The organism is Chitinimonas naiadis, assembly GCF_054780835.1.
The window spans coordinates 907,492-922,611 of sequence record NZ_BAAGVO010000004.1 but is presented as its reverse complement, the minus strand read 5'-3'; the positions used below and the strand labels follow the sequence as shown (position 1 = coordinate 922,611).

The window sequence follows — 15,120 nt, the reverse complement described above, 5'->3', positions numbered from 1 at the left end:
GTGTACTCACGCGCGATCACATGCACGGTGCCCGGTTGCCCATTTGCCTTCTTCAGGCCGCAATAGGGGACAAAAGCCCGTTTCCGGCTACCAATGACGCACCGCCCCGCTCGGTGAGCGGGGCGGTGCAGGTGATACCTGGCTTGCCCGTCCGGAGAGGGGAGCACCAGCGGGCGAATTTTCCAGGTTATTCGTTTGGCTTTCTGGCTAGCGCGAGCCGATAGCTATTAGTACTGGCCTGCCATTCATCCAGCTGCTTTTCCAGTTGTTCCATGGCCGGGGCGCGCAGGGCGGCGAAGAAGCTTTCCAGCGCGGTGAAGTATTGCACCGTGTGGTGTTCCATCATCTCGAAGTACTGCTGTATGCCCCGGCTGAGCGCGGTGCTGTAGGCGAAGGGGTTCGGCAGTTCCACTCCGCCCTGTTCATCCGTCACGCGAGCACCGTGCAAGCCATCCTTGCCTGCGGTATAGGTCACGGACGCCCTGGTCGTATCCTTGGCGCCAGCCTTGTCATCAAGTTCTGTCGTGGCCAGTTTCTGGTCGTGCTCGGCCTTGTTGTTACCGTGGGGTGTGTGCAGTTCTGTGGGTTTGTTCATGGTGACCTCGGGTTGTATCCGCCTTGCTCGCGGTATTGCGCCAGGACGGGGGGAAGGAAGGCGAACGATGCCGGGTCCGGGTTTCTGTGTCCGTGCGCAGGGACGCATAGTGGGCCCCACGTACCTGCAGCCGTCAAAAAAAGAGGCTCGCTACCTAGCAGGTAGCGAGCCCTCATGCCAACAACGTCGTACCGATAAAAGCCTATTTCACCCGCATGTCGTCCTTGACTGATTTCACGCCACCGACCTTGCGGGTGACTTCCACCGCCTTGCTGGCGGCCGCTTGAGAGCTGACAAAGCCGCTGAGCTGTACCACGCCCTTGAAGGTTTCAACATTGATCTCGGCGACCTTCAGCGAGGGTTCATTCAGGACAGCAGCCTTGACCTTGGTAGTGATCAGGCTGTCATCCACATACTCGCCCGTGCCTTCATGCCGGGGTGAGGAGGCGCAGCCGACGACGGATAGCAATGCGGTGGATAGGAAGAGGACGGAAAGCAGTTTGCCAGGGTGTTTCATGAGCTGTACTCCAGTAAGAGATGAGGCGGGATGGATGGCATGTCGCCACCAGTTTGTTCAATGGCCTCGGCACTACTCGCTGCTGCGGGCGATGCCGTGATAGATCATCAGCAGGACTGCGGCGCCGATCACGGCGACCAGCAAGCTGTAGAGATTGAAGCCGGTCACACCTGCCATGCCGAAGCTGGTGAACATCCAGCCGCCAAACACGGCACCGATGACGCCCAGTACGAAATCCAGGACCAGGCCTTGCCCTGAGTGGTTGACGAGTTTGCTGGCGATGAACCCGGCCACAAGGCCGAGGATGATCCAGGCGAGTAGGGACATGATGTACTCCTGTGGGGTGGGTGTTGGCGAGGTTTGCGCCGTACCTGCGTTAATTGATGTTCCTGGGCCAGTTCGCGAGGTTGATTTCTTCGAAGTGACGGATCTCGCGCTCGGCCTCGGCATAGGAGATGCAGTAGGCTTCCTGCAGGCGACGACCGAGTGCTGTCCGTCTGCCGGCGATACTGTCCAGGGCTTCCTCTGTGAGATGCCGCCATTGCGCTCTTACCTTGGGCTTGTAGGATTGCCAGTTGCCTTCCACCATTTCCCAGTCCATCGACCTGCTCCTGGTTGAACTTGCTTGCCATACATGGATCGGGACGGGTCGGCGCTTACGCCATGTTGTGGATATCTGCCCGATGATGGGCAGAGCCTAGGCGCAGGAAATGGCGCAGTCGGTACGCTGGAGCACATAGGGAGAAGTGCGCCGTACTCCGTGGTACGGGACCGGAAAGCTGGCGCCTTGTCAGCGAGCCTGTGCCGACCGTTCACAGGGCAACCATGCCCTCGTAGGCGGTCTCGTCCGCCTCATAGCAGCCACACGCGGCCTGCTCCAGTCCGGAGCGGTCCAGTATCGTGATGTCGCCACGGCTGTAACGGATCAGATGCTGATCCTGCAATGAACTGGCTGCGCGGGTGACGCCGACCCGTCGTACGCCCAGCATGTGCGCCAGGAACTCGTGCGTGACATGAAAATCGTCCGAGTGGGTTTTGTCCTGTGTCATCAGCAGCCAGCGCGCCAGGCGCTCCACCACTACATGAAAGCGGTTGCAGGCCACGGCCTGGGCCTGCTGTCCCATCACCACATAGAGATAGCGTCTCAAGCCACGCTGCAAGGCGGGGCTCTGTTCCAGCTCGCGGCTGAACAGGCTCCGCTCCATTCGTAGTGCGGACCCACTATTCTGGACCAGTGCATGCCATTGTGAGACGGCGACACCCAGCACCAGGGGCAGACCCAGCATGCCTTCGTTCCCGATCAGGCCCAGACCCAGGCTGGTTCTGCCTTCGGCAGGGCTGGCCAGCGAGATCACGCTGCGTGTTGGGAAATAGACCTTGCGTATCCGTTCGCCTGGCTCGGCCAGGACCTCGGCAAAGCGCAGCTCGACCGGCTCGCAGGCGGCCAGCAGGTGGTGCCTGTCCCGTCGGGGCAGGGCGGTGAGCAGACGGTTGGCGACAGGGGCGGACACGATGGGCAGCATGCAGGGTCTCCTCGATGGGTGGATGCCGGTGGTCCGGCTTGTGCGAGAGGAGCCTGAGAGCATTGAATAGGCTTGTCTGCGCGCTAGCGTACAAATGCGCTGGCTCCGCTGGCTGCCGGTGTACGCCACTCCCTGTAAAGAAAGCGCCTGTTATGTGCGCCAACGTACCGAAGCCCGGCCTTGAACGCGTCTATAACTGCTGCCATTGAGGCAATCCCGCATTCAAGTTCTATTTACCGGGGCAAGATCATGAGCAGTAATTCAACACGTTGGTTAAATGTTGTCTGTGGTGGCGCGGTGGTATTGATCGTCGGCTGCGCCAGTCAGAAAGCACCTGCAACGGCTGAGGTAGCAGTTTCCGCCGCCGCGGTGGAAAACGCTGCCGGGGCTGGGGGCACGCAGTACGCCCCGGTCGAGATGAGCCTGGCGCGCGAGAAGATGCAGCGCGCCCAGAAGGCCATGCTGGACAAGGACTACAAGCTTGCGGGGGATCTCGCCAACCAGGCGCAGGCCGATGCCAAGCTTGCGCAGAGCAAGGCGACCTCCGCCAAGGCGCAGATTGCGGCCGATGCCCTGCAGGACGATATCCGCGTACTGCGCGAAGAACTGGACCGTAGCAGCAAGTAAGGCCAGCCAGCTTTTTTCCGGCAACGCGACGCCCATGGCATGTGCCATGCGGAGAGGGGCGGGGCCGTACTTTCAAGGATCAGATCATGAAACGTTTTCCCTTCAAGCCCACTTTATTGTTGACGGCTGTGTTGCTGGCCGCCTGCGGCAGTATGCCCAGGACCACCAGTCTGCTTGATCAGACCCGGACTGACTATGTGATGGCACAGAACAACCCACAGGTTGCAACCTATGCCCAGCTGGAGCTGAAGCAGGCCGGCGACGCCCTGGCAGAGGCCAACGATGCTGCCGACAAGGATCGTGGCACGGAGCGGATAGACAAGCTGGCCTATGTGGCCAAGCAGAAGATCGCCATGACCCAGGAAGTCGCCAAGCGGCGCGCAGCGGAGGCCCTGGTAGCCAGCGCCGGCAAGGAGCGTGACCAGATGCGGCTGGATCAGCGTACCCAGGAGGCTGACCAGGCCAAGTTGAGCGCGGTGCAATCGAAGGCGAATGCGGATCAAGCCCGCGCCAGCGCCGATCAGGCCAATCTGAACGCCCAGCTCGCCATGGGTGAAACCGCCGAGGCACAGCGCAAGGCGCAGGATGCCCAGGCTCGTGGCGTCATGCTGGAGATGCAACTGGCCGAGCTGCAAGCCAGAAAGACCGAGCGTGGCATCGTGATCACGCTGGGTGACGTACTGTTCGGTACCGATGTGGCAAGCCTGAATTCAGATGGTATGCGTACCACTCAGAAACTGGCAGACCTGTTGCAGCAGAACCCCCAGCGCACCGTGCTGGTGGAGGGATATACCGACAGTACCGGTAGCGACGCCCACAATCAGGAGTTGTCGGAGCGTCGTGCGGGCTCGGTACGCAATACGCTGCAATCGATGGGGATTGCGGGAGCCCGAATCACGAGTCGAGGCTATGGCGAGTCCAACCCGGTCGCGGGTAACGACACCAGTGCCAGCCGCCAGTTGAACCGGCGGGTCGAGATCGTTCTGTCGGATGATAACGGCAAGGTCAGCCAGCGTTGAACCCGTCCAATACCAGGCATAAGGAAATCACCATGCAAGCGGTACAGAGAGAGTTGAGCGTCGGCCTGGATACCGGTGCCATTCGTGCTGCAGCCAACGACATTGGCGACGGTGCCGTGACAGTGGGCTACCGGGCCAATTGCGAAGCCGTGGTTACCATGCTCAATGCTGCATTGGCGACCGAACTGGTCTGCATACTGCGTTACAAGCGGCACTACTTTACGGTGACCGGCCTGCAGAACGGGCCGATCAAGTCGGAGTTTCTGCAGCATGCGCTGGATGAACAGGCGCATGCAGATCTGCTGGCCGAACGCATCGTGCAGCTCAATGGCCAGCCGGATTTCAATCCAGCCACCTTGATGCTGCGTAGCCACGCCGAGTACGACGATTCATCCACCATCCAGGCCATGATCAAGGCCAACCTGATCGCCGAGCGCATCGCCATCGAGGCCTATCGCCAGATGATCGAGGCCATTGGTGAGACTGACCCGACCACCCGACACATGCTGGTCGGCATCATGGCCATGGAGGAGGAGCACGCCGACGACATGCGCGACCTGCTGGCCTGATGCATTGAGAACCGTCTGCACTGATGCAGGCGACAAGACATTCGATAACCCTTCCTGAGGATAGCTACCATGACCGAAACCAACACCGTCGCACCCAATGGCGACATGAAATCCCTGGTGACTGATGCCCAGACACTGTTCCATGGTGCTACCGCACTGGCCGGCGAAAAGGCGGTTGAAGTGCGCGACAACGGCATGCACCTGCTTGACACAGCCATCAGCAGCCTGAACGAAGTGCAGCAAGGCGCTGAAACACGGGGTAAGGCCATCGCGGTATCCGCCGACAGCTACGTCAAGGAGAACCCATGGCGCATCATCGCCGCCGCTGCGGGCATCGGGCTGGTAGTCGGTGTGCTGATCGCGCGCAAATAGACGACGAGGCCGAGGTGGATATGGACAAGTCACCGGTCAGACCGGCAGCCGGCCTGAGCGCCGGTTTTGCGGCCCTGGTCAGCAATGGCCTGGGTTTGCTGCTGTCCCGGCTGGAACTGGCCGCGCTGGAATTGGCTGAGGTGCGCAACCAGTTACTGCGTCTGGTCGTCGTATTGGGCCTCGCGCTGATGGCGATCTGGTTCACCATTGCCTACGGCTCGGTCCTGCTCATGTACCTGGCCTGGGAGCGCCTGGGTTGGAAGATATTGCCCATCATCACGCTGCTTTTTGCAGGTATCGCGGTGGGCTTGCTCCACTACGCCCGCAACATGGTCAATCAGGGGTGTTTCTCCTTACCCGCCACCATGGGCGAATTACGCGCAGATCGCGATAGCCTGCTCTAGGCCACGTCGGTCTTGACCACAAGATCGGTAAACAGGAGATCCACCATGACCGACATTGCCCTGCCCACGCCCCTGATTGCTGACCGCAAGGCACAGTTGCTGCGCGAAGGTGCGACCTACCGGCAAGGTATGGTGCTGGCCAAGATCACCGTTGGTGAAAGTCTGCACAAGGCAACGTTACTGCAGCGCACCGTGGGTCAACTGGCAGCGATGGCGGTTAGCGCGCCCGTCGGCGTGGTACTGCCTCTGGCGGGGCGTTGGTTACCGCTGGCGATCAAGACGAGCCTGTTCCTGGCCCGCAAACGGTGGCTATTCCCCCTACTGGGTATAGGCGTCGTTACCGTGGCGACAGTCACCTGGCTACGGCAGCGCCCGGCATAGTTGCGATCCGGACAGGCCAAGTTCCCCTGTCGGCCCTGATACCCTGCGACCAATTGCCGCACTTGGTATGGCCGCAAGCCATGGCTGGTAGAATTTTCGAATGACCCATTCCCGGCCTCGCTATCGCCTCTGCCTCTGGATCGCCGCCTTGGCGATCCTGGCGAGCGCCGTGATGCCGGCACTGGGCCAGATGCGGACTACCGGCAAGTTCGATGCCCTGGTCTGGGCGGAGCTGTGCAGCTCGACGGGTAACAAGCGCGTTGTCGTGTCCGGTGTGCTCCCCACCACGCCCATGGACGACGGTGGGTTGCTGCATACCAAGCACTGCCCCTATTGTCTGGTGCCGGCTGCTACCACGGCCTTGCCGCCGGCCAGCCCGCTCATTCTGCCGCTGGTGCTTGGCGGTGCCGTACGCCCACCCCAGTTTTATGCCGCCCCGCGTCCGCTGTTTGCCTGGGCAGCCGCGCAGCCACGCGGTCCTCCCATCGTTTCCTGACTCACTCGACCGCCGTACGAACCTGCCCTGCCTGATCCTCGTGCATCAAGGCTGTCACCGGTTCGGTTTCGCTGCGCGGGTGATGCCCGCCAGCTTGTGATGTCTTCAGGAATTCGACATGCCGTTCCGTACCACCCCGCTCGCCGCTGCCCTGCTGGCAGCCTTCTGCTGCCACGCCCTTGCCGATGACGATGCCCCGGTCAGGGACTTCGGCTCCATCGCCGTGACCGGCCAACGCGTCAGCTCCTTGCCTACCCAGATACCCACCACCATCGAAGGGATATCCGGCAAGCAGATCGAAGCCACGATCAATGCGACCGACGCCGAAGATGCGCTCAAATACCTGCCCAGCCTGAACGTGCGCAAACGCTATATCGGCGACTACGATCACGCCGTACTGGCCAGCCGGGCCTCCGGTACCGGCAACAGTGCCCGCTCGCTGGTCTACGCCGACGGCATCCTGCTCTCCAACCTGCTGGGTAATGGCGCCACCTATACCCCGCGCTGGGGCCTGGTCTCGCCCGAGGAGATCGAACGCGTGGACGTGCTGTACGGGCCATTCTCGGCCGCCTATCCCGGCAACTCGGTCGGTGCGGTGGTGGACTACGTCACCCGCATGCCCAAGGCTTTCGAGGCCCACGTCAAAGTCGGTGGTTTTCAGCAGGGCTACAAACAGTACGGGACTGACACGCGCTATGCCGGTAGCCAGGGCAGCGCTGCCATCGGCAACCGCAATGGCGCCTGGAGCTGGTGGCTGGATGTCAGCCGGCTCGATAGCGACGGCCAGCCCATCGCCTTCGCCAACCGGCTGGTCGGCGGCACCGTGGTCACCAATGGCAAGCCGGTGACTGGCGCGATCGCTGATCGCAATCCCAAGAATCAGGACTGGTGGATACTGGGTGCCACCAATCAGGTGCATACCGTGCAGGACCATGCCAAGGCCAAGCTGGCCTACGATGTGTCGCCCGGCTTGCGCTTGAACTACACGCTGGGCTGGTGGCAGAACGATGCGGACCGCACGGTCGACAGCTACCTGCGCGACGCGGCGGGTAATCCGGTGTACGGCGGCAATGTGGTCATCGGCGGTCGCCAGTACGCGCTGACTGCGGCCGACTTCGCGCCCAGTAAGGGGAGCCTGACCCACCTGATGCAGGGCCTCTCGCTCAAGCAGAGCACGCGTGGCGTGTTCGATTGGGAGATCGCCGCCAGCCAGTACGACTACCGCAAGGACCTGGTCCGTACGCCCACCGCGCTGCAAGCCAGCGCTAACGGTAGCCTGCCCGGACAGATCACCGATATGGGGGGCACTGGCTGGACCACGCTGGCACTCAAGGGAACCTGGCGACCACATGGGACGGAGGGCGGCCATGTGCTGGACTTTGGCTACCAGGCAGATCGCTACAAGCTGCGCACGCTGGTATCGAACACCGGTGACTGGCTAATCGGCACGGCTGGCGCCCGTGCCTCCGCCTTCAACGGCAATACCACGCTCGATAGTTTCTATCTGCAGGATACCTGGCGCATGGCGCCGGATTGGCGCAGCACCTTGGGTGGTCGTTGGGAGCAATGGCACGGCTATGGCGGTGAGGTGGGTAACGCCACCAATATCGTCCCGCTGGGGGAGCGCAAGGCGCGCTATTTCTCGCCCAAGGCTGCACTGGCGTGGCAGGCGCTGCCGGACTGGACGCTCAAGGCGTCGCTTGGCCGGGCCGTGCGCATGCCTACTGTCGCCGAGCTATACCAGGGCGCGGCAGTCGGTAACGATGTACCCGCCAACGACCCCAATCTCAAGCCGGAACGGTCCTGGACCAGTGAGCTGACGGCGGAACGTACGCTGGAGAACGGCACCTTGCGCGCCACGCTGTTCCATGAGGACACGCGCGACGCACTGTATTCGCAGACCAACGTGACCAACGGCAGCAACATCACCAATATCCAGAACGTGGACCGGATACGCACCCGCGGACTGGAACTGGCTTACCAGGCTGGTGACGTCGGCCTGCATGGGCTGGATCTATCCAGCAGCCTGACCTACGCTCATTCCGAAATTGTCCGTAACGACAAGTTCCCCACCAGCGTAGGCCACTGGCAGCCACGCGTGCCGCAATGGCGCGCCAACTTTGTCGCGAGCTACCGTCTGGACGAGCAATGGACCACCACCCTGGGCCTGCGATACAGCGGCAAGCAATATGGCACGCTGGATAACACCGACCCGAATGGCGAAACCTATACCGGCGTCAGCGATTTCCTCGTTGCCGATATCCGCGCCCGCTATCGCCACGACAAGCACTGGAGCGCCTCAATCGGCGTGGATAACTTCAACAACGCCAGGTATTGGGCCTTCCATCCCTATACCCAGCGCACGGTGTTTGCCGAACTGAAGTACGATTTGTAGGAAACCGGTGCAGCCGAGGCAATACTTGGCTGCGCCTTATAAAACCAATTGGAGTCAGACAATGCACCGTATTACCAAGACCCTCATCGCCCTGGCGGGCTTGACCCTGTTTGCCAGCGCCCATGCCCATGAATTCAAGGCAGGCAATCTGGAAATCCACCACCCCTGGGCGCGCGCCACCCCCGCAGGTAGCACCGCTGGCGCGGTGTATTTCAAGATCAACAATAGCGGTGCGGAAGCCGACGCCCTGGTCAGCGCAACGGCTCCAGACGTCGCCGCCAAGGCTGAATTGCACAACCATGTGAACGACAACGGCGTCATGCGCATGCGCCCAGTCCCCAAGTTGGACATCCCCGCCAAGGGTAGCGCTCTGCTGGAACCTGGCGGCTATCATCTCATGCTGCTCAATCTGAAAAAGCCACTGACCGAAGGCGAGAAGCTGCCGCTGACCTTGCGATTCAAGAAGGCCGGTGAAGTGAAGGTCGAGATCAAGGTGGAAGCCCTGACTGCAGATGCAACGCACATGCATGAGGGGCATTAGGTCTTACACATACAGTGCCCAATATGGGCCGCCACGCACCGGATATAATCCCGAGCCCGATATGGGTCCAGGCTGACGCTGTACGTAGTGGTTCACCAAAAGGTAACTGAACGGCTGCCCTGGTCCCATGTAGGGTGGGTTCGGAGCAACGCGACAACCCACCAATCCGCCCGTCAGGGCTAAAAACAGATCGGGGCCAAAGCCTGCCAGCGAATATAGCCATACCCGCACACAGACTCTGACCCCAATCCTTCAAGCTAGCTTGATGTGATGGACAGAATCAGCCATCACCACCTTATCGCCTGAATACTTACTTACACGACAACACGGCAAGCGACTTGCTGGCACCAGCCACCAAGGGCAGCTTGTCCTTGATGCATTGCAGCGGGTCCAGCGTGTACTTGTAGGAGATACCCACGGGGAAGGTGGCCGTGGTTTTCCATTCGGTCGCATCGCGGGCAGACTTGTCGCCACTCGCTACCCAGTTGATCTTGTAGGTACTGAAATCAGCCGGCGACTTGATGTTGTTGTTACGCAGGTCCCAGTAGCCGATGGTATCGCTGTCGCGCGAGGTGACGGGGTTCTGGGCGTTCTCGAAGTAGTTGCCTTCGATCAGGGCATAGCCACCCATGCGCACGTTGATGCCGGATACCTTCACATCGCTGTACAGGTTGTTGTACATGTGGGTGTAGCCACCGCGCTGCAGCGGCAGTCGGGAACCCAGGTTCTTGTAGTAGTTGTGGTGGAAGGTGATGAAACGATCACTCGAATCACTGTCGCTCGAACCAATCAGCCCCACCTTGTGGTGATCATGCAGGTAGTTGTAGGAGTAGGTGATGTGGTGGGCACCGGCCTTGTTGTCGATCAGTCCGTCAAACTCCAGGTCACCCGCACCCGAGCATTCGGCCAGGGAGCTGTAAAGCGTGTTGTGGTCGACCCAGATATAGCCCGGTGCCTTGCCGCCCTGGCCTTCGATGCCGATGGCGTCGATCGAGCCGGGCAGGAGGCCGATGGTCATGTTGCGGATGATGACGTTGCTGACGTCGCCCTTGATCGCAATGCCGAAGTTGGCGGAAGAGCCATCTACACCTTGAATGGTGATGTCCTTCTTTTCCTTGATCGACACGATGGTGCCGGCAGGCTTCTTCCACTGGTCGCAGGTGTCCTTGATCGAGGTGAAGTCAAACTTGCCGTTGTAGTTGATGACCAGCCCACCGGTGCCCTTGTAGGCGTCGATGGCGCTTTGCATTGCTGCTGCAGTCGACACGGTGATGGGCGTCACGCTGCCGCCACCCTTGACCTGACCGGCAAATCCACCGCTCAGATCACCGGAGGGCGCTGGTGTCGGAGTGGGGGTCGGTGTTGGAGTGGGTGTCGGAGTAGGCGTGGGGGTTGGTGTCGGCGTTGGCGTAACCGGTGGCCAGGTCGCAACGACAGGGCCGATCGCGCACTTGTCCTTCAGGGTGGGGTTCGGGTCGGTACCGAAGGTGGCTGCCGAGCAAACGATATTGCCGATCACGTCCTTCTTGACCCACTTGTCCTTGAGGCCGTAGGACACCGTGTGCGCCTCGGCGCCGACCTTGCAGGTCTCGCCGTCGTCGGCGCATTTGGAGTAGCCGGACGGCCAGTCCGCCGCCATGGCGGTAGCACTCATGCCAAGCGCCAATGCGATGGCGGATGGGTAAAACTTCAGCTTCTTGGTTTTCACTCTATGCCCTTTGATTTTTTGATCGTTCTGGAACAGATATGTAGAAAGCCCACCCACCCGAGTGCCATGTAACAGTCCTTGGTGAACCGCAGGTAAGCTTTGCGTAAGCAATTATGCCATTGGTCTATGCTGAGCATGTATAAGACAATTTGAATGTTGTATATATGACATTGAGCTATCTACTGGAACGAATGTGTGCTGGTGACGGGAGCTGAGGACGGGTAACTGCCCGGGCAGGGTAATCGAGGCTTGTTGCAGGCAGGCCCAGCGATGGCAGATATCGTCTGAAATTATGCGGGGAGAGCCGGTAGGTGGGGGGCTTCTTCGCTCTCCATGATCCGCTTGAGCCCAGTGCCAAGCGCCTTGCCTGACCGCAACATGGTGAGCAGGCTTTGTACTCCACATATCCTTGCTCTGACATCGGGCTATTTTCTTAAAGAGCGTTGTGCGGGTGATAGGCGTCAGGGAGGGTGCTGGTAGCGTCGCGAGCTGATCGTCATCCGTCGAAGACATCGTAAGAACGACAAAGGGAGCCACCGGGATGGTGACTCCCTTTGAAGCCGATGATCAGCGGAGAGCGCCAGTCATCAGGCTCTCAGTCGAGGCAAATCAGGCCTTGATGAACTCCAGCAAGTCGGCGTTGACCTTGTCCTTGTGGGTATCGGTCAGGCCGTGCGGTGCGCCCGGGTAAACGATCAGCTTGGCGTGCTTCACCAGCTTGGCCGATGCACGACCGGCTGCGTCGATCGGGACGATCTGGTCGTCGTCACCGTGGATGATCAGGGTGGGGATGGTGAACTTCTTCAGGTCTTCGGTGAAGTCGGTTTCCGAGAAGGCCTTGATGCTGTCGTAGGTGTTCTTGTGGCCGCCCATCATGCCCTGCATCCACCACGAGTCGATCAGGCCCTGCGATACCTTGGCGCCTGGACGGTTGAAGCCAAAGAACGGACCGGTCGGGATGTCCTTGTACAGTTGCGAGCGGTTGGCGATCTGGCCGGCGCGGATACCGTTGAACACTTCGATCGGCAGGCCGCCAGGGTTGGCGGCGGTCTTGAGCATCAGCGGCGGAACGGCCGAGACGAGAACCGCTTTGGCAACGCGCTTGGTGCCGTGGCGACCGATATAGCGGGCGACTTCGCCGCCGCCGGTGGAGAAGCCGATCAGCACGACGTTCTTCACGTCCAGATGCGAAAGGACAGCTTCCAGGTCGTCGGAGTAGGTGTCCATCTCGTTACCGTTCCAGGGCTGGCTGGAGCGGCCGTGGCCACGGCGGTCATGGGCGATGCAGCGGTAGCCCTTATCGGCCAGGAAGATCATCTGCGATTCCCAGCTGTCCGAGTTCAGCGGCCAGCCGTGGCAGAAGACGATGGCTTGGCCGCTCTTGGGGCCCCAGTCCTTGAAATAGATCTGGGTGCCGTCCTTGGTGGTAACGTAGTTGCTCATGGCGTTGTTTCCTTTGTGGTGGTCCTTGGTAGCAGGCTTGGCGTCTGCTGCAATGGCGGCGGTCGGCAGGCTGGCTGCGGCGACCAGGCCGGCTGCGCCGGTCAGGAGATTGCGGCGCGTGGTACTGACTTCGTTTTCGGTTTTGTCGGCTGACATGGTTGTTGCTCCTTCTAGGCGTGAGTCATGAACGAATGAAAAAGTCGCAGGCGGTCGCTATGCGGTGCCGCCTGAGGGAGTGGGAGTTATTTGAATTGCCCGGAGAGCGCGAGCGAAAGGAACTGCAACGTCCTCCCATGAGCCAGGGCGGAGGCCTGCTGGTTGTACATGGGCCGCTCCCAGCAGTTGAAGCCATGCTCGACACCGGGGTAGTCATCGATCTGGGTCTGCTTGCGGCCCTCGAACGCGGCTTTGGTGGCGGCGATAGCAGCTTGCGGGATGTATTCATCGGCACCGGCGAAGTGGATCAGGATGGGGCAGGGGATCTTGGGGATCTGATCCAGCTTGCTGTCGATGCTGCCGGGGTAGTAGCAGACCGATGCATCGACGCCGGCATTGGCAGCAGTGAAGTAGGATAAGAGGCCGCCCAGGCAGTAGCCGAGTGAGGCGATCTTGCCGTTGCACTCGCTACGGGCGCGCAGCGTGGCGGTGGCCGTGGTGAGGTCCTTGACCGCCAACCCGAAGTCCATCTTGTTCATCAGGTCAAAGGCAGTCTGCCATTCTTCCTCCCGGTAGCTGAGGCTTACACCGGGCTTGATGCGCCAGAACAGATCGGGTGCAAGCACCACATAACCATCCAGCGCGTATTGGTCAGCCACGGCCTGGATGTGATGGTTTACCCCGAATATCTCCTGGATCAGGATGATGCCCGGGCCGGTTCCGGTGGGTGGCAGCGAGAGATAGCCTTTGAAGTCCGGGCCTTCCTCGGCCTTGATCTGTATCCATTGAGATGCCATGACGCCGCTCCTTTACATGGTATGGGATGGCCACGGTGGCCGGGTCACAAGCCTCGGCGGCTGTATCCCCGCGTATTTGGCCAGTGGATATAGATTAGACGTGCACAGCGGCGCATCACACCCCAGTTCGGGTCATATCCGTTCACCCTAAAGGGTTAGCGCGGCCTTGCTATCAGAGGTGGTGCGGGGGGCAGGAAATTTTTTGCAGGGCTGTTGCAATCGATAGGTGAAGCAAGGTAGTATTCGTTTTGCTACTTTCAATAAGTGCGACTAAGCCCTGCGATGCGGGGCTTTTGCTTTTGGGCTTCGCCCTGTCTATCCAGGCCCTACCGGTTTTGCCGGTGGGGCCTTGTTTTTTCCAGCCCCCGCCCGTGTCGATGCACGGCGGGGGCTTTTTGCTTTTGGGCACTTCCCGAAACCGCCCTTTTGTCGTGGTGCTAGCGTTGCTAGAGAAGTATTTCTCCTTACGTATCAAATAGATGCCGGGTAGGGGTTCTTCACTTGCGTTTTGCTTCACTTGGAAAAGCGGTTTCTGGAAGCACCCATTTCGGGGAGTGCGATTGATGGATCAACGCGCGCAGGATGTGGCCACCGAAGTGGCCAAGGCGGCGCCACCGGTCTCGGTAGGTGCCTTGACGCTGGCCGGCATACCCTTGAGCGACTGGGTACTGCTGCTGACATGTACCTATACCTTTATTCAGCTTTATATCCTTTGGCGAGACAAGCTCGGCGGTGCTGCCTGGCTGCACCGGTTGCGGACCTGGCTGGGTGGTGGGCAATGAGCCCTTTGGCCCACACGCTACGCATGCGTTTGCTGGCAGTGGGCGCATCCGGGACCGTTCTGGCAACTGCGCTGTTGATCGCCCCGCTGGAAGGCGAAGTCCGGCAGACCTATAACGTGCATCATAAATTGCCACTTGATGATGGAGGGACCAACGAATTTGAAAATCTTGTCCTGATCAGGAACCCACCTGAGCACTATGCAATTACCAATCATCAAAAAGCTGTAACGCATAATGTCGCTGTTGGGGAGACGGTTGTTGTTGATTTTCCAGTCCCCACCACATCTATTTTTCCACTGAAAGGTAATGGGAATGTCTCTAAAAACCGTGTTCAATCGAATAAAAAAGGCCATAAAGGCCGATGATGGCATCCTCGAGCCGGGTGCGACCTCGACGGAAATCGAGGCGTTCCAGAAGTCGGTGAAGGAGGAGTTCGATGCCGTCTTGCCGGAGGACTACCTGGAGTTCCTGAAGCTGGTTGACGGTGTCGAGCACAACGGCTTGATCATCTATGGTACCAAGAGCTCAGTGAGCAGTGATGAGGGCTCTGAGCTGGACCTGGTGGAGATGAACTATGTGCACCGTGAGAGCGAGCGGGAAGAGCTGGAAACCTGCATTGTTCTGGCGGAAGACAGCAGCTTGCTATTTACCTACAACGTGGGAACGGGGCAGTTTGAAACCCGCGACATGATCGGGCTGGATGTTGAAGACACTTACGCCAGCTTCGTGGAATTGCTGGAAGAGCCGTTAGAGTACACGTTGGATTAAGTGAGTATATCTATTAAATAGCTTGTT

At 60.0% G+C, this 15,120-nt stretch carries 20 protein-coding genes; 12 read left to right on the top strand and 8 right to left on the bottom strand.

Features of this window, described 5'->3' with window-relative positions; translation table 11 throughout:
* Positions 1-187: 187 nt before the first annotated feature.
* The 5 genes from ACYVHK_RS10395 to ACYVHK_RS10375 all read right to left on the bottom strand — a co-directional run bounded on the left by ACYVHK_RS10395 (position 188) and on the right by ACYVHK_RS10375 (position 2,635).
* Complete coding sequence (locus tag ACYVHK_RS10395) at positions 188-595, bottom strand: hypothetical protein (protein ID WP_460530959.1); 408 nt, start codon at positions 593-595, stop codon at positions 188-190.
* Between the two features lie 202 nt (positions 596-797).
* Positions 798-1,112 carry a BON domain-containing protein gene (locus ACYVHK_RS10390; protein ID WP_460530956.1) on the bottom strand — a complete coding sequence of 105 codons (315 nt, stop codon included), beginning with the start codon at positions 1,110-1,112 and terminating at the stop codon, positions 798-800.
* A 72-nt stretch (positions 1,113-1,184) separates the two neighbouring features.
* Positions 1,185-1,439: a GlsB/YeaQ/YmgE family stress response membrane protein gene (locus tag ACYVHK_RS10385; protein ID WP_460530953.1), complete on the bottom strand. Its 255-nt coding sequence runs from the start codon at positions 1,437-1,439 to the stop codon at positions 1,185-1,187.
* A 49-nt stretch (positions 1,440-1,488) separates the two neighbouring features.
* On the bottom strand, positions 1,489-1,713 hold the full coding sequence (locus tag ACYVHK_RS10380) for a CsbD family protein (protein ID WP_460530950.1): 225 nt from the start codon (positions 1,711-1,713) through the stop codon (positions 1,489-1,491).
* Positions 1,714-1,924: 211 nt separating this feature from the next.
* Positions 1,925-2,635 carry a Crp/Fnr family transcriptional regulator gene (locus tag ACYVHK_RS10375; protein ID WP_460530947.1) on the bottom strand — a complete coding sequence of 237 codons (711 nt, stop codon included), beginning with the start codon at positions 2,633-2,635 and terminating at the stop codon, positions 1,925-1,927.
* A 249-nt stretch (positions 2,636-2,884) separates the two neighbouring features.
* Between ACYVHK_RS10375 and ACYVHK_RS10370 the strand changes: the two genes are divergently transcribed.
* The 9 genes from ACYVHK_RS10370 (at position 2,885) to ACYVHK_RS10330 (ending at position 9,439) form a co-directional block, all read left to right on the top strand.
* Complete coding sequence (locus tag ACYVHK_RS10370; protein ID WP_460530944.1) at positions 2,885-3,262, top strand: DUF4398 domain-containing protein; 378 nt, start codon at positions 2,885-2,887, stop codon at positions 3,260-3,262.
* Positions 3,263-3,348: 86 nt separating this feature from the next.
* Entirely contained in the window at positions 3,349-4,281 is a 933-nt protein-coding gene (locus tag ACYVHK_RS10365) for an OmpA family protein (RefSeq protein WP_460530941.1), read from the top strand.
* A gap of 32 nt (positions 4,282-4,313) precedes the next feature.
* Positions 4,314-4,850 carry a ferritin-like domain-containing protein gene (locus ACYVHK_RS10360; protein ID WP_460530938.1) on the top strand — a complete coding sequence of 179 codons (537 nt, stop codon included), beginning with the start codon at positions 4,314-4,316 and terminating at the stop codon, positions 4,848-4,850.
* A 69-nt stretch (positions 4,851-4,919) separates the two neighbouring features.
* A complete protein-coding gene (locus tag ACYVHK_RS10355) occupies positions 4,920-5,222 on the top strand; it encodes an ElaB/YgaM/YqjD family protein (protein ID WP_460530935.1) in 303 nt (100 codons plus the stop codon).
* A 20-nt stretch (positions 5,223-5,242) separates the two neighbouring features.
* Positions 5,243-5,626 (top strand): phage holin family protein, encoded by a 384-nt coding sequence (locus ACYVHK_RS10350; RefSeq protein ID WP_460530932.1) that lies wholly within the window; start codon positions 5,243-5,245, stop codon positions 5,624-5,626.
* Between the two features lie 45 nt (positions 5,627-5,671).
* Complete coding sequence (locus ACYVHK_RS10345) at positions 5,672-6,007, top strand: hypothetical protein (protein ID WP_460530929.1); 336 nt, start codon at positions 5,672-5,674, stop codon at positions 6,005-6,007.
* A gap of 100 nt (positions 6,008-6,107) precedes the next feature.
* Complete coding sequence (locus tag ACYVHK_RS10340; RefSeq protein ID WP_460530926.1) at positions 6,108-6,503, top strand: DUF2946 domain-containing protein; 396 nt, start codon at positions 6,108-6,110, stop codon at positions 6,501-6,503.
* Between the two features lie 118 nt (positions 6,504-6,621).
* Positions 6,622-8,898: a TonB-dependent receptor gene (locus ACYVHK_RS10335; protein WP_460530923.1), complete on the top strand. Its 2,277-nt coding sequence runs from the start codon at positions 6,622-6,624 to the stop codon at positions 8,896-8,898.
* Positions 8,899-8,959: 61 nt separating this feature from the next.
* Positions 8,960-9,439 carry a copper chaperone PCu(A)C gene (locus tag ACYVHK_RS10330; protein WP_460530920.1) on the top strand — a complete coding sequence of 160 codons (480 nt, stop codon included), beginning with the start codon at positions 8,960-8,962 and terminating at the stop codon, positions 9,437-9,439.
* A 310-nt stretch (positions 9,440-9,749) separates the two neighbouring features.
* On the opposite strand, the gene ACYVHK_RS10325 is transcribed toward ACYVHK_RS10330, so the two are convergent.
* The 3 genes from ACYVHK_RS10325 to ACYVHK_RS10315 form a co-directional block, all read right to left on the bottom strand.
* Positions 9,750-11,093, bottom strand: coding sequence for a pectate lyase family protein (locus tag ACYVHK_RS10325; protein ID WP_460530917.1), 1,344 nt, complete (start codon positions 11,091-11,093; stop codon positions 9,750-9,752).
* Positions 11,094-11,756: 663 nt separating this feature from the next.
* Positions 11,757-12,746, bottom strand: coding sequence for an alpha/beta fold hydrolase (locus ACYVHK_RS10320; RefSeq protein WP_460530914.1), 990 nt, complete (start codon positions 12,744-12,746; stop codon positions 11,757-11,759).
* Positions 12,747-12,832: 86 nt separating this feature from the next.
* Positions 12,833-13,543 carry a dienelactone hydrolase family protein gene (locus tag ACYVHK_RS10315; protein ID WP_460530911.1) on the bottom strand — a complete coding sequence of 237 codons (711 nt, stop codon included), beginning with the start codon at positions 13,541-13,543 and terminating at the stop codon, positions 12,833-12,835.
* A gap of 563 nt (positions 13,544-14,106) precedes the next feature.
* Between ACYVHK_RS10315 and ACYVHK_RS10310 the strand changes: the two genes are divergently transcribed.
* From ACYVHK_RS10310 to ACYVHK_RS10300, 3 genes are read left to right on the top strand one after another with little or no spacing between them, the layout of a single operon-like run.
* Positions 14,107-14,325: a hypothetical protein gene (locus ACYVHK_RS10310; RefSeq protein ID WP_460530908.1), complete on the top strand. Its 219-nt coding sequence runs from the start codon at positions 14,107-14,109 to the stop codon at positions 14,323-14,325.
* Positions 14,322-14,690 carry an HNH endonuclease signature motif containing protein gene (locus ACYVHK_RS10305; protein ID WP_460530905.1) on the top strand — a complete coding sequence of 123 codons (369 nt, stop codon included), beginning with the start codon at positions 14,322-14,324 and terminating at the stop codon, positions 14,688-14,690. The genes ACYVHK_RS10310 and ACYVHK_RS10305 overlap by 4 nt, the downstream gene beginning before the upstream one ends.
* Positions 14,638-15,093, top strand: a complete 456-nt coding sequence (locus ACYVHK_RS10300; RefSeq protein WP_460530902.1) for a YrhA family protein — start codon at positions 14,638-14,640, stop codon at positions 15,091-15,093. The genes ACYVHK_RS10305 and ACYVHK_RS10300 overlap by 53 nt, the downstream gene beginning before the upstream one ends.
* Positions 15,094-15,120 lie beyond the last annotated feature (27 nt).

Coding starts and splice junctions, on each gene's coding strand:
- ACYVHK_RS10395 (WP_460530959.1), bottom strand. CDS start 595: ATGAACAAACCCACAGAACTGCACACACCCCACGGTAACAACAAGGCC.
- ACYVHK_RS10390 (WP_460530956.1), bottom strand. CDS start 1,112: ATGAAACACCCTGGCAAACTGCTTTCCGTCCTCTTCCTATCCACCGCA.
- ACYVHK_RS10385 (WP_460530953.1), bottom strand. CDS start 1,439: ATGTCCCTACTCGCCTGGATCATCCTCGGCCTTGTGGCCGGGTTCATC.
- ACYVHK_RS10380 (WP_460530950.1), bottom strand. CDS start 1,713: ATGGACTGGGAAATGGTGGAAGGCAACTGGCAATCCTACAAGCCCAAG.
- ACYVHK_RS10375 (WP_460530947.1), bottom strand. CDS start 2,635: ATGCTGCCCATCGTGTCCGCCCCTGTCGCCAACCGTCTGCTCACCGCC.
- ACYVHK_RS10370 (WP_460530944.1), top strand. CDS start 2,885: ATGAGCAGTAATTCAACACGTTGGTTAAATGTTGTCTGTGGTGGCGCG.
- ACYVHK_RS10365 (WP_460530941.1), top strand. CDS start 3,349: ATGAAACGTTTTCCCTTCAAGCCCACTTTATTGTTGACGGCTGTGTTG.
- ACYVHK_RS10360 (WP_460530938.1), top strand. CDS start 4,314: ATGCAAGCGGTACAGAGAGAGTTGAGCGTCGGCCTGGATACCGGTGCC.
- ACYVHK_RS10355 (WP_460530935.1), top strand. CDS start 4,920: ATGACCGAAACCAACACCGTCGCACCCAATGGCGACATGAAATCCCTG.
- ACYVHK_RS10350 (WP_460530932.1), top strand. CDS start 5,243: ATGGACAAGTCACCGGTCAGACCGGCAGCCGGCCTGAGCGCCGGTTTT.
- ACYVHK_RS10345 (WP_460530929.1), top strand. CDS start 5,672: ATGACCGACATTGCCCTGCCCACGCCCCTGATTGCTGACCGCAAGGCA.
- ACYVHK_RS10340 (WP_460530926.1), top strand. CDS start 6,108: ATGACCCATTCCCGGCCTCGCTATCGCCTCTGCCTCTGGATCGCCGCC.
- ACYVHK_RS10335 (WP_460530923.1), top strand. CDS start 6,622: ATGCCGTTCCGTACCACCCCGCTCGCCGCTGCCCTGCTGGCAGCCTTC.
- ACYVHK_RS10330 (WP_460530920.1), top strand. CDS start 8,960: ATGCACCGTATTACCAAGACCCTCATCGCCCTGGCGGGCTTGACCCTG.
- ACYVHK_RS10325 (WP_460530917.1), bottom strand. CDS start 11,093: ATGAGTGCTACCGCCATGGCGGCGGACTGGCCGTCCGGCTACTCCAAA.
- ACYVHK_RS10320 (WP_460530914.1), bottom strand. CDS start 12,746: ATGTCAGCCGACAAAACCGAAAACGAAGTCAGTACCACGCGCCGCAAT.
- ACYVHK_RS10315 (WP_460530911.1), bottom strand. CDS start 13,543: ATGGCATCTCAATGGATACAGATCAAGGCCGAGGAAGGCCCGGACTTC.
- ACYVHK_RS10310 (WP_460530908.1), top strand. CDS start 14,107: ATGGATCAACGCGCGCAGGATGTGGCCACCGAAGTGGCCAAGGCGGCG.
- ACYVHK_RS10305 (WP_460530905.1), top strand. CDS start 14,322: ATGAGCCCTTTGGCCCACACGCTACGCATGCGTTTGCTGGCAGTGGGC.
- ACYVHK_RS10300 (WP_460530902.1), top strand. CDS start 14,638: ATGTCTCTAAAAACCGTGTTCAATCGAATAAAAAAGGCCATAAAGGCC.